The sequence below is a fragment of the Streptomyces sp. JK94 genome, from assembly GCF_053613315.1.
The window spans coordinates 1-12,439 of sequence record NZ_JBSICH010000050.1 but is presented as its reverse complement, the minus strand read 5'-3'; the positions used below and the strand labels follow the sequence as shown (position 1 = coordinate 12,439).

9 protein-coding genes are annotated in these 12,439 nt (G+C 76.0%); 4 read left to right on the top strand and 5 right to left on the bottom strand.

Annotated elements, in window-relative coordinates:
* Positions 1-123 precede the first annotated feature (123 nt).
* From ACVV2G_RS31575 to ACVV2G_RS31560, 4 genes are all read right to left on the bottom strand, one after another.
* On the bottom strand, positions 124-1,095 hold the full coding sequence (locus ACVV2G_RS31575) for an N-acetylglucosamine kinase (protein WP_453846219.1): 972 nt from the start codon (positions 1,093-1,095) through the stop codon (positions 124-126).
* Positions 1,086-2,351, bottom strand: coding sequence for a 6-phospho-beta-glucosidase (locus ACVV2G_RS31570; protein WP_453846218.1), 1,266 nt, complete (start codon positions 2,349-2,351; stop codon positions 1,086-1,088). The genes ACVV2G_RS31575 and ACVV2G_RS31570 overlap by 10 nt, the downstream gene beginning before the upstream one ends.
* A gap of 76 nt (positions 2,352-2,427) precedes the next feature.
* Positions 2,428-3,642 carry an ROK family transcriptional regulator gene (locus ACVV2G_RS31565; protein ID WP_453846217.1) on the bottom strand — a complete coding sequence of 405 codons (1,215 nt, stop codon included), beginning with the start codon at positions 3,640-3,642 and terminating at the stop codon, positions 2,428-2,430.
* 213 nt (positions 3,643-3,855) lie between these two features.
* Entirely contained in the window at positions 3,856-4,947 is a 1,092-nt protein-coding gene (locus ACVV2G_RS31560; RefSeq protein WP_453846237.1) for a mechanosensitive ion channel family protein, read from the bottom strand.
* Positions 4,948-5,251: 304 nt separating this feature from the next.
* On the opposite strand from ACVV2G_RS31560, the gene ACVV2G_RS31555 reads away from it, so the two are divergent.
* The gene (locus tag ACVV2G_RS31555) at positions 5,252-5,788 is read left to right on the top strand and encodes an HNH endonuclease (RefSeq protein ID WP_453846216.1); all 537 of its coding nucleotides are present in this window, start codon (positions 5,252-5,254) and stop codon (positions 5,786-5,788) included.
* 514 nt (positions 5,789-6,302) lie between these two features.
* On the opposite strand, the gene ACVV2G_RS31550 is transcribed toward ACVV2G_RS31555, so the two are convergent.
* A complete protein-coding gene (locus ACVV2G_RS31550) occupies positions 6,303-9,173 on the bottom strand; it encodes a beta-N-acetylglucosaminidase domain-containing protein (RefSeq protein ID WP_453846236.1) in 2,871 nt (956 codons plus the stop codon).
* A gap of 348 nt (positions 9,174-9,521) precedes the next feature.
* Here ACVV2G_RS31550 and ACVV2G_RS31545 point away from each other — a divergent pair, with 348 nt between their 5' ends.
* The 3 genes from ACVV2G_RS31545 to ACVV2G_RS31535 all read left to right on the top strand — a co-directional run bounded on the left by ACVV2G_RS31545 (position 9,522) and on the right by ACVV2G_RS31535 (position 12,291).
* Positions 9,522-9,827 carry a hypothetical protein gene (locus ACVV2G_RS31545; RefSeq protein WP_453846215.1) on the top strand — a complete coding sequence of 102 codons (306 nt, stop codon included), beginning with the start codon at positions 9,522-9,524 and terminating at the stop codon, positions 9,825-9,827.
* 9 nt (positions 9,828-9,836) lie between these two features.
* Positions 9,837-11,939 (top strand): 4-alpha-glucanotransferase, encoded by a 2,103-nt coding sequence (gene malQ / locus ACVV2G_RS31540; protein ID WP_453846214.1) that lies wholly within the window; start codon positions 9,837-9,839, stop codon positions 11,937-11,939.
* 70 nt (positions 11,940-12,009) lie between these two features.
* Positions 12,010-12,291 carry a hypothetical protein gene (locus tag ACVV2G_RS31535; protein WP_453846213.1) on the top strand — a complete coding sequence of 94 codons (282 nt, stop codon included), beginning with the start codon at positions 12,010-12,012 and terminating at the stop codon, positions 12,289-12,291.
* Positions 12,292-12,439 lie beyond the last annotated feature (148 nt).

Below are 12,439 nucleotides of genomic sequence, written 5' to 3'. Positions count from 1 at the left end.
ATCGGACCGCATCGGACCGCACCAGGACGGTGCCGGGACCGCACCGGGACCGCACCGGGACCGCCCCCGGTTCCCGCCCCGGCCGGACGCCACCGGTCCCGGCCGTGCCCGGACGCGGGAACCTCAGGCGTCGAAGTACGCCCGCACCCGCGCCCGGGCTCCGGGGCCCGCCCCCACCCGGTCCAGCCCCAGCAGCGCCGCGCCCAGGACCGGCCGCGCCGTCACCACCCGCGGTACGGCCTTCGGCGCGCGGGCCGCCAGCAGCGACCGCACCCGTGCGTCGAGTCGCGGATGCCGTGCCGCCAGGACGCCGCCGCCCAGCAGGACCGGTGTCTCCTCGGCCAGCAGGTCCAGCCGGGTCAGCGCCACCACGGCCATGGCCACCACCTCGTCGGCCTGCCGGTCCACGATCCCCCGGGCGACCGGGTCGCCGCCGGCCGCCGTGGCGAACAGCACGGGGGTCAGCTCGTGGCGCCGGACGGGCTCGACGTGCCGCAGGTGCAGGGCCTCGATGAGGGCGTACATCGAGCCGAGCCCGAAGTGGCCCGGCAGGGCGCGGGCCAGTTCGGTGGGCTCCCCGCGGCCGTCCTCGGCCCGCGCCGCGTGCCACAGCGCCTCCTCGGCCAGCCCCCAGCCACCGCCCCAGTCGCCGGACAGGCGCCCGACCGCCGGGAAGCGCGCGGTGCGGCCGTCGGGGCGCATGCCGACGCAGTTGACGCCCGCCCCGCACACCACCGCGACGCCGCACGGCTCGGCGACACCGGCCCGCAGGACCGCGAACGTGTCGTTGCGTACGTCCACGCGCACGCCCCAGGCGCGCGCGTGGAGCGCGGCGGCCAGCAGCTCCTCCTCCACGGGCAGGTCGGCGTTGGCCAGACACGCCGAGACGTGCGCGACGGAGGTGACGCCGGCCGCCGTGAAGGCCCGCGTCACCGCCTCCGCGAGGGCGTCCACGGCCCGCTCGACGCCCACGGAGGGCGGGCGGAAGGCGCCGCCGCGGGCCGTGGCGAGGACCTCCCCGTCGGCGGCCACCACGGCCACGTCGGTCTTGCTGTTGCCCGCGTCGACGGCGAGGACGCTCGCGGTCAGGCCCACGCCAGGTGCTCCCGGTTGTGTGCGATCAGCCGGTCGGTGAGCCGCTCGGCGTACCCGTACTGGCCGACGAGGGGGTGCGCGAGCAGCGCCCGGAACACCCGGTCCCGGCCGCCGCGCAGGGCCGCGTCCAGGGTCAGGTCCTCGTACGCCGTCACGTGCGCCATCAGTCCCGCGTGGAGCGGGTCCACCGCCGGCACCGGCAGGGGCGCGGCCCCCTCGGCGCCCACCGCCGCCGGCACCTCGATCACCGCGTCGTCGGGGAGGAAGGGCAGCGTGCCCCGGTTGCGGGTGTTCACCACCTGGTACGGAGAGCCCGCACCGCCGAGGAGGGCGGCGGCGAGGTCCACGGCCGCCTCCGAGTAGTAGGCGCCGCCCCGCTGCGCCAGCAGGGCGGGCTTCTCGTCCAGGGCCGGGTCGCCGTACATCTCCAGCAACCGCTTCTCCATCGCCGCCACTTCGGCGGCCCGCGACGGTTTGGTGCGCAGCTCGTCCACGACCTCGTCGTGCGCGTAGTAGTAACGCAGGTAGTACGAGGGGACGGCGCCCAGGCGGTCCAGGAGGGGCCGGGGCAGGCGGAGGTCGGCGGCGACCGCGTCCCCGTGCTCGGCCAGCAGCCGGGGCAGGACGTCCTCGCCCGCGGGGCCGCCGAGCCGGACGCCGGTCTCCCAGGTGAGGTGGTTGAGGCCGACGTGGTCCAGGTGGACGTCGGCGGGTGCCAGCCCGAGCAGCGCGGCGAACGTGCGCTGGAACCCGATCGCCACGTTGCACAGGCCGACCGCCCGGTGCCCCGCCTGGAGCAGGGCGCGGGTCACGATGCCGACCGGGTTGGTGAAGTCGATGATCCAGGCGTCCGGGTTGGCCCGGCGGACCCGCTCGGCGATGTCCAGCACCACCGGCACCGTGCGCAGCGCCTTGGCCAGGCCGCCCGCCCCGGTCGTCTCCTGGCCGACGCAGCCGCACTCCAGGGGCCAGGTCTCGTCCTGCTCGCGGGCCGCCTGGCCGCCGACGCGCAGTTGCAGGAGGACGGCGTCGGCACCGTCCACGGCCGCGTCCAGGTCGGAGGTGGTGACGACGCGGCCGTCGTGACCCTGCCGGGCGAGGATGCGGCGGGCGAGGCCGCCGACCAGCTCCAGCCGGTCCGCCGCCGGGTCGACGAGGACGAGTTCCCCGACCGGCAGGGTGTCCCGCAGCCGGGCGAAGCCGTCCACGAGTTCGGGCGTGTAGGTCGAACCGCCGCCGACCACGGTGAGTTTCATACAGGCGTCAACCCTTCACTCCAGTCAGCCCCTCGCTCCGGTCGGCGGGACGCCCCCGACGCCGGCGCGGGGTGCTTCAGCGCGAGGTGTCGAAGACCTCGTCGCGGGTGGCCGCGAGCGCACTGACCAGCGCGCCGCGCAGAACGGGATCGTCGGTCACGTCACCGAGGACGAGACGTGGCCGGGAGGCGGCCAGCTCCTCCAGCTCGCCCTGGACCAGGGCGCGCAGCGGCTCGCCGCCGGCGGTGAGGGCCGAGCCGCCGAGCACCACCAGCTCGGGGTCGAGGACGGAGACGAGGGAGGCGAGACCGGTGGCGAGGCGGGTGGCGTAGGTCCGGAGCAGGCGGCGGTACGGGTCGTCGCCGGGGCGGGCGGCGGCCGCGGCGAGCAGCGCGGCGGCCGACTCCGGGTACGGGCCGGACGGCAGCGGATCGACGCCCAGCTCGCGGGCCAGCCCCGGTACGGCCTGCGCGCCGGCCAGCTCCTGGAAACCGCCGCTGCCGGCCCGGCCGACCCCGCGGACCAGCGGGGCGCCCGGCACCGGCAGGAACCCGACCTCGCCGGCGCCGCCGGTCCAGCCGCGGTGCAGGCGGCCACCGAGGACCAGGGCGGCGCCGAGGCCCTCCTGGTTCCACAGCAGGACGAAGTCCTCGTGGCCCCGGGCCGCGCCGAGGCGCTGCTCCGCCACGGCGACGAGGTTCACGTCGTTCTCGTACTCGACCGGCATCGGCAGGGCGGCGGCGAGCTCGTCGAGGAGGGCGGGGGAGTGCCAGCCGGGCAGGTGGGAGGCGTAGCGCAGCCGGCCGCTGCCCGGGTCGAAGGCGCCCGGGGTCCCGATGACGAGGCGGTGGACGTCACCGCGGGTGATCCCGGCCGCCTTCACGGCGCCGTCGAGGGCGTCCGTGACCTGCCGGACGACCGGGCCGGCGGCGCGCCGGCCGGTGGTGGGCCGCTCGTAGCGGCCGACCGTGCGCCCGGTGACGTCGGCGACCGCGGCGAGGACGCGGTCCGGGGTGACGTCGAGTCCGGCGGCGTACGCGGCGGCCGGGTCGACCTCGTACAGCCGGGCGCCGGGGCCCGGGCGTCCCTCGGTGGTGCCGCCGGCCAGGACGAGCCCCGCCGCCTCCAGACGGGCCAGGAGCTGGGAGGCGGTCGGTTTGGACAGGCCGGTGAGTTTGCCGATCCGGGTGCGGGACAGGGGCCCGTGCTCCAGCAGGAGGTCCAGGGCGGCCCGGTCGTTCATGGCGCGCAGGACGCGTGGGGTGCCCGGTGTACCGGCGGTTCCCGCCATGCGTGTCCACACCTGCCTCTCGGCCGCTCGGCCGCTCGGCCTTCCGGCGGGGGACGGGGAAGTCCACCGCGCGGTGCCGTCCGGTGACTGTCAGGAAGGTTTCCTGTTGACCGAGGAACGTAGGCCGCCCCGCAGGGGACGTCAAGAGACCGGCCCCGAGGCGACGCGGCCGTCACCCCGGGGCGGGACGTGTGCCGGCGGCGCTGCTCGGCGTTACTTGGCGGTGCTCGGCGGGGTGATCGGGGACGCCGCGACGGACTGCGGCGACACCGTGCTCGCGTACGCCGACGGGGCCGCCATGCCGGCCGTCGGGTCCGCCGCCTGGGGCGCCTGCGCCGGGAGTTCGGGGCCGCCGACGATCCGGATGTCGGCCGCGTCGAAGGCCCGCTTGATGCGCCAGCGCAGCTCGCGCTCGACGGTGAGGGACTTGCCGGGCATGGTCTTCGCGGAGACCCGCACCACCATGGAGTCGAGCAGCACGGAGTCCAGGCCGAGCACGTCGATGGGACCCCAGAGCATCTCGTTCCAGGGCTCCTCCTTGCTCATCCGCTCGCCGACCGCGGCGATGGACTCCTTCACCCTGTCCAGGTCCTCGTCGCAGCGGACCGTCACGTCGACGCCGGCCGTCGACCAGCCCTGGGAGAGGTTGCCGATCCGCTTGACCTCGCCGTTGCGGACGTACCAGATCTCGCCGTTGTCCCCGCGCAGCTTGGTCACCCGCAGGCCGACCTCGATGACCTCGCCGGAGGCCACACCGGCGTCGATGCTGTCACCGACGCCGTACTGGTCCTCCAGGATCATGAAGACGCCGGACAGGAAGTCGGTGACCAGGTTGCGGGCGCCGAAGCCGATCGCGACGCCCGCGACACCGGCGGACGCCAGCAGCGGGGCCAGGTTGATCTGGAAGGTGCCGAGGACCATCAGCGCGGCGGTGCCGAGGATGACGAAGCTGGCCACCGAACGCAGTACCGAGCCGATGGCATGCGAGCGCTGGCGGCGCCGCTCGGCGTTGACCAGCAGCCCGCCCAGCGCGGTGCCGTCCATCGTGCCGGCCGTGCGGTTCATGCGGTCTATCAGCTTGGTGATCGCCCGCCGGATCACCGCTCTGAGCACCGCCGCCATCACCACGATCAGCAGGACCCGCAGGCCGATCGCGAGCCACGTCGACCAGTTCTCCTCGACCCAGCCGGCGGCGTTCGTCGCGCTCTCGTGGGCGTCCTGGAGCGAGGGCACCGACGGGGCCGTCGGGGACGGCGAGGGCGACGGCGACGAGCCGACGGCCGACAGGACGGCGGACAGGGACACGACGAGTACCTCCGGATGCGAGGGCCCGTCCTCCAAGGTCCGGTTCGAGGTCACGGAAAGGTCACCGGACGGGCACGTGCACCACACTAACGGGGCACCGGGCGCGGCCGGCCCGAAACGGTCGAGTGGGGCGGCGCTCATCCGTGCTTGAACTGGTCAGGGTCCGGGGGACGCACCCGGTGTGGTCGAAAACACTCCCAGCCCGTTACCGGGACATGGTGGCGCTTCCGGCAGCCATGAGGGGAGACTGACTACGGATCGTCCCGGCGCGAGCCACGCGCCGCCGGCGTACAAGGAGGCATCCGTGCCGCATGTCCTGGTGCTCAACGCGTCGTACGAGCCGCTCGGCGTCGTACCGCTCCGCCGCGCGCTCGTCCTCGTCCTGGAGAACAAGGCCGTGTGCCTCGAGGAGTCCGGCGCCCTTCTGCACAGCGCGACCGTCACCGTGCCCGCACCCAGCGTGGTCCGGCTCAAGCGGTTCGTGCGGGTTCCCTACCGGGGGCCCGTCCCGCTCACCCGCCGGGCGCTCTTCGCCCGCGACGGAGGCCGGTGCATGTACTGCGGTGGCGTCGCCACCAGCGTCGACCACGTCATCCCGCGCAGTCGCGGGGGGCTGCACGCCTGGGACAACGTGGTGGCGTCCTGCCGCCGCTGCAACCACGTCAAGGCCGACCGGCACCTCGGTGAGATCGGCTGGCGCCTGCGCCACAAACCCGCCCCGCCCACCGGTCTGGCCTGGCGCATCATCGGCACCGGCCACCGGGACCCGCGCTGGCTGCCGTACCTGCAGCCGTACGGCGCGGAGGACGCCATGGCCCGGATCGACGGCATCTCCGCCTGACGGCCCGGGCCTTCGCACACCGCGACACCGGACCACTCGGCGCACCGGTCGTCGTCGGCGGCATCCGGCGCACCCGGCCCAGCGGCGACGCCACCGCCCGGCGCGGCGCCCCCGCCACCGCGCCCGGCACCGGCACCGGCACATCGACGGCGACCGCCGCGACGCCCGCCCAGGCCAGTGCGGTCGGCCGGCTCCACAGACGCAGCAGGAACAGGACCGAGAAGACGCTCACCACCGCCGAGCCCGCCCGGCACGCGAGCCCGGTCTCCAGCGCGGCGATTCCGCCGTACCTGCCAGGGGGTCGCCCCGGTCGGCCGTAGTACGGCCGGCCGCCGGTCGCGGTGCACGGCGCCGATACGGGCGCACCGGCCGAGGAAGGCCGGCACCGGGACCGGCAGCAGGAGACCGACGATCACCCCGGCACGGGTGCCGGGCTCACGCACCGAGTACATGTACGAAGTGAACGGCCCGGCCGGATCACGTCCACGAACAGGCCGACGGCCGGTGCCCGTGGTCACTCCTCGACCGCGTACGCCTCCACCGACCACAGCGAGTACCCGTAGCGCGTGGCCCGCTTCTCGCCCTGGACGCGCACGTACCGCACGTCCTCCTCGTCCATGCGCGGTGCCTCCAGGCCGCCCCGGCCGTCCCGCACCGACGCCGCCGTGCGCCAGTGGCGGCCGTCCGCCGACACCTCGATCCGGTACGCCGACGGGTACGCGTCCTGCCAGCGCAGCACGACCTGCCCGAGCCGCACCGGCCGCGCCAGCTCCACCTGCCACCAGGCGTCGTCCTCGGCGGGGGACGACCACCGCGTCCCGCGGTCGCCGTCGTTCGCCGCCCGCGCCGGGAAGTCGGGCGTCTCGTCGGCCGAGGAGCGCGCCGTGCCGGTGCGGGCCAGGTCGGGACCGCCGGTGCGCGGGAAGGCGTGGACGGTGAGGGCGCGGGCGGTGCCGGCGAACGCGAGCCGGACGTCGTACGACCGGGCGGGCGTGCCCGGCGCCACCGTCACCTCGACCGGGACCTCCACCTCCTGGCCGCGCGGGAGCGTCAGCGGGTCCTCGGGGACGCGGACCTCCACGCCCTCGGGCGCCCGCGCCGTGAGCGTGCCGCGGACGTCCGCCGGCCGCAGCGAGCCGAGCCGGACCGTCAGCCGCCGGGTGCCGCCGATCTCCGCGTCCATTTCCTCGTCGGTGAGGTCCAGCGACGCCCGCCGCCCGTCGCCGAACCACGGCACCAGGTGCCGCACGCCGGGGGCGTCCCGGCCGGTGACGCGCACGGCCCCGGCGTCTCGGCGCACGGTCAGCTCCGTGGCGCCGCTCGCGTCCAGCGCGCCGATCCGCCGCCACTGCCCGCCGGGGACGCGGATCTCCACGTCCCCGCGCGTGCCGGGCTCGGCCAGCACCGTCACCTTCTCCAGGGCGCGGGCGCGCGGGAAACGCACCGTACGGTCGTCGTCCGCGTCCCGGGCCGGCTCGTGGTCCAGGCCCGCCCACGCCTCGTACGCCTTCTGCGCCCGCCGCAGGAAGGGGTCCAGCACGCCCTCGCCCACCGTCACCCGGGCCGAGTCCAGCCGCTCGCGCAGGGCGCCGAGGTCCCGGTACGCCGCCCAGGCCGCCGCCGGATCACCCGCGCGCTGGGCGCGCAGCATGTCGAGCGCGGCCGTTCCCGCCCGGCCGAAGCGGGCCAGCTGCCCGGACCAGGGGGCCACCTCGGCGGCCAGGCCGGTGGGGCGTCCGGTGCCGGCCAGCCGGTCCGGCAGCTCGCGCAGCACGGCGAACTCCGCGCGCAGCCGTCCCGCCGCCGTGTCGCGGCCCGTGGGGCGCTCGTCCCAGAACGCCTCGATCAGCGGGCGCAGGTACGCGGACTCCTTCGTGCCGAGGACCGAGGACGCGTCGTTGCCGGCGAGTGCCGTGAGCGCCTCCTCGCGGCGGTCGTCGCCGCCCGCGAGGTCGTCGACGGCCGCCCGCCACGACTCCCGGGGACGGTAGGCGCGCGGGTTCCACGCGTAGTCGGCACTGGTGAACAGCGGGATGCGGGACGCCTCCGGCTGCTGCATCGCGTTGGCGAGCAGCGCCGCCGAGCCGGTGCCGACCGCCGGTTCACGGCCCTGGTAGGGGCCGAGGAAGAGCCGGCCGGGCGCGTAGTCGTTGACCGGGTAGTTGTCCAGGGTGACCAGCGGGTGTCCGAACACCTCGCGCGCCTGCGCCAGTTCGCGGCCCGTGATGGTCCGGGGCACCACCCCCACGCCGGTCCACGCCACCCGCACGCTCCGGGCCAGGGCTCCCGCCAGCGCCCTGCGGTACGCGGTCGGCCCGTCCTGGTAGTACTCGGTCGGCATCACCGTCAGCTCGGCGGAGCCGTCCGGCCGGCGGTCGGCCAGGTGCCGGGCCACCGCGTTCGCCACGTGGGCCTGCGCCCGCGCCGCCGCCCCGGGCCCCGAGCCGAACCGCTCCGCGTCCGCCCCGCAGTGCCACTCGCTGTAGCTGACGTCCTGGAACTGGAGCTGGAAGGCGCGGAAGCCCGCCTCCCGCATCCCGTCCAGCTTGCGCGTCAGCGCCCGCACGTCCGCGTCCGAGGAGAAGCACATGGCCTGGCCCGGCGAGACCGCCCAGGCGAGCGTGACGTGGTTGCGGCGGGCCCGCTCGGCCAGCTCCCGGAACCGCGACCGCTGCTCCCGCGGGTAGGGCTCGCGCCAGCGGGCCTGCCGGTAGAGGTCGTCGCCGGGGGCGTAGAGGTAGTGGTTCTGCTTGGTGCGGCCGAGGAAGTCCAGCTGCGCCAGCCGCTCCCGGTGCGTCCACGGGGTGCCGTAGAAGCCCTCCGCGATGCCGCGCACGGCCGTACCGGGCCAGTCCCGGACCACTGCCGCCGCCAGCGTCCCCTCGTCCGGGCGGGCCAGCTGACGCAGCGTCTGCACGGCGTGGAACAGCCCGTCCGGGCCGGCTCCGGCGAGGGAGACGGCGCCGGGCGCGACGGACAGGCGGTAGCCGCCCGACGGCAGTCCCTGCCGGGAGCCGGGCCGGGCCTCCTCCGTCGTGACGCGCACCACCAGCACCCCCGCGGGCGGACGCTCGCCGGCCGCCGGCGCGGTGATCCGGCTCGCCCCCGCCCCGCCCAGAAGCGCGCGCAGCGCCTCGACGGCGTACGGGTCCGCCGCCTCGTCGGCGATCAGCGCGACCTCGTCGGTGACCGGGACCGGGGCGCCGTCCGCCCGCAGCGACTGCGGGCGCGGCCAGACCTGGACACCGGCACCGGTCTCCCGGCCGGGGGACGCCGGGTCCGCACCCGGCACGGGGCCGGCCGTCGCGGCGGAGGCGGTTCCCAGGGCGCCCGCGGGGCCCAGTGTTCCGGCCAGGACGGCGATCGCGAGGACGGCCGCCCTCATCCTGCGCCGTGGCTGCACGGGCACGGGCCCTCCCGGTCTCCGCCCGGTGTCCGCGTCCGCCTGGGTCACGTCCGGGTCACGTATGTGTCACGAGTGAGCCCACCATCCCTGTGGTGAACGTGTCAACGACGCTCGGTCCCGTGACCGGTTTGCGTGAACTCCGAACGGGCCAGGTGAGTGTTTTGTCAGCATTCGGGAAGAGCTGGAGGGAGCGGATTGTGACCAGGAGCACGTTGTGGGCATTGGGGTGCCTGGCCTCGCGCAGACTGGGTAGGGCTGCCGTAACCCGCCAAAAGCATGCGCACGGAGCCCGACAAGGCATGCACGGCTCGACCGAAGGAGAACCCCGTGGTTGCACTGGCACCGCTTCTGCTCCCGGCCCCGTCCAAACCCGTGGCGGAGCCGCCCACTCCCTGGGCGGACCCCTCCGCCGCCTCCGACACCCCGCACTACTGCGTCTTCGGCGCCACCGGCAGCTGCGCCGAGGCCCCCCTCACGAGCGAACCGCCGCTCCCCGACGCCGAGCCCCTCACCAGCGAGTCCCCGTTCGCCGACGCCGTCCCCCTGACCAGCGAGTCCTCGCCCGAACTCACGGCGGACGTGCCGGAGCAGGGCGGCCCCTCCTTCGCCGTTCCGGAACCCACGAGGTCGTAGAGGTCGCAGATGACAGCAGCCCGGCCGGCCGAGCCACCCACCGAGGACCTTCCCGAGGACCTGACCCGGCTCGCCGCCCTGCACGGCGTCGCCACCTCCTACAGCCCGTCCCCGGACCGCACCGTCGCGGTCTCGGCCACCGCCGTCACCCTGGCCCTGGCCGCCCTCGGCGTGGACACCCGCACCCCGCAGGCCGTACGCGCCGCGCTGGCCGCCCGGGAGACCGAGCTGCGCGAGCGCCTGCTGCCGCCCACCGTGGTCGCCTGGGGCGACGGGGGCACGCCGGCCGCGCTGACCGCGCTGCCTGAGGGGACCCGCCTGCGCGTCGACACCGAGCAGGGCGGCACCCGGGACGGCACCGATGAGCTGCCCCCCGGTGTCCACCTCCTGACCGCCACCGCGCCCGACGGCCGGACCGCCCGCGCCCACCTGATCGTCGCGCCCGCCCGGCTGCCCGCCCCCGCCGCACGCTCCTACGGACTCCTCGTCCAGCTCTACTCCCTGCTCTCCCACCGCTCCTGGGGCATGGGCGACCTCGGCGACCTCGGTGAGCTGGCCGCCTGGGCCGGACGCGCGCTCGGTGCCGGCTTCGTCCAGGTCAACCCGCTGCACGCGGCCGTGCCCGGCGCCCCCACCGACCCCTCCCCGTACCGGCCCTCCTCGCGCCGCTTCCCCGACCCCGTCCACCTGCGGGTGGAGGACGTGCCCGAGTTCGCGTACGTCTCCGGCCACGAGCGCGTCCGCGCCCTGCGGGACCGGGCCGCACGGCTGCGCGAGGCCGTGCTGGAAGAGGACGCCCTCATCGACCGGGACGCCGTGTGGGAACTGAAGCGCGAGGCCCTGGAGCTGCTCCTCGACGTCCCCCTCGGGCCCGGCCGCCGCGCCGCCTACCGCGACTACCTCGCCGAGCAGGGCACCGCCCTGCGGGACCACGCCACCTGGTGCGCGCTCGCCGAGGTCCACGGACCCGACTGGCAGCGTTGGCCCGAGGGCCTGCGCGACCCCCGTTCGGCCGACACCGACCGGGCCCGCACCGAGCTGATGGACCGCGTCGACTTCCACTCCCGCCTCACCTGGCTCACCGACACCCAGCTCACCGCCGCCCAGCGCACGGCCCGCGAGGCCGGCATGCCGGTCGGGATCGTCCACGACCTCGCCGTGGGCGTACACCCGAGCGGCGCCGACTCCTGGGCCCAGCGGGAGCACTTCGCCGCCGGCATGTCGGTGGGCGCACCCCCCGACGCCTTCAACGCCCGGGGCCAGGACTGGGGCCTGCCGCCCTGGCGCCCCGACCGCCTGGCCGACTCCGGCTACGCACCCTTCCGGGGCCTGCTGCGGGGCCTGCTGCGCTACGCCGGGGCCCTGCGCATCGACCACGTCATGGGCCTGTTCCGGCTCTGGTGGGTCCCCGAGGGCCACCCGCCGACCGAGGGCACGTACGTCCGCTACGACGCGGAGGCCATGCTCGCCGTCCTCGTCCTGGAGGCCGCCCGGGCCGGCGCCGTGGTCATCGGCGAGGACCTGGGCACCGTGGAGCCCGGCGTGCGCGAGGCCCTGCGCGAGCGCGGGGTGCTCGGCACGTCGGTGCTGTGGTTCGAGCGCGACTGGACGGGCGACGGCCGGCCCCTGCCCCCCGAGCAGTGGCGCGCCGACTGCCTGGCCACCGCCACCACCCACGACCTGCCGTCCACCGCCGCCCGCCTCACCGGCGAACACGTCGCACTGCGCGACCGCCTCGGCCTGCTCACCCGTCCGCTGGAGGAGGAGCGGGCCGAGGCGGCGGCGGACACGGCCGAGTGGCTGGACGTCCTGGCCCGGCTCGGCCTGCTGCACGGCACCGGCGGCGGCACCGGTGTCCCCTCCGAGGAGGCCGGCATCCAGGCCGTCCACCGCTTCCTGCTGCGCACTCCCGCCCGGATGGCCGGCATCTGGCTCCCGGACGCCGTCGGCGACCGCCGCCCGCAGAACCTGCCCGGGACCTGGGACCAGTACCCGAACTGGCGGCTGCCCGTCGCCGACGCCGAGGGCCGCCCCGTCACCCTGGAGGACCTGGCCGCGTCCCCTCGGCTGCACGCGCTGATCGACGTCGTCAGGGACCGCGCCGACGGCTGAGCGCCCGCCCGCGGCCCCGTACGGGCACCCCGGGCGCGCGCCCCTCCCGGCCGTTCGCTAACTTTGCACCGTGGACAAGAAGAACGCCCTGCGCGCCGGCGCCCTGGCAGCCGGTACGACGCTGATGATGCTGCTCATGTCGTCCCCCGCGCTCGCGCTGACCCGCGACGACGGCGACGACCCCGGCACCGGCCTGAGCGTCGTCGAGACGCTGGGCCTCTACGTCCTGGCCCCGATCGTGCTGTTCGCGGTCATCGCGGGCCTGGTGATGGTTCTGGACAGGTCCCAGGAGAAGCACCGCGTGACCTCCCGCAACGTCAGGACCCGGCCCAAGGCCGACGCGAAGGCCTGACGACCCGCCTCAGCTCCACCGAGGGCGCCGGTCCCCCGTACACGCGCGTAGCAGCCGTGGGCGGCAGGGGCCGGCGCCCTCGGCGTGCGCGCGGTGACGTGCCGGGGGGGGGGACCGAAGGGCCGACAGCAAAGAAGGGGGACGCACA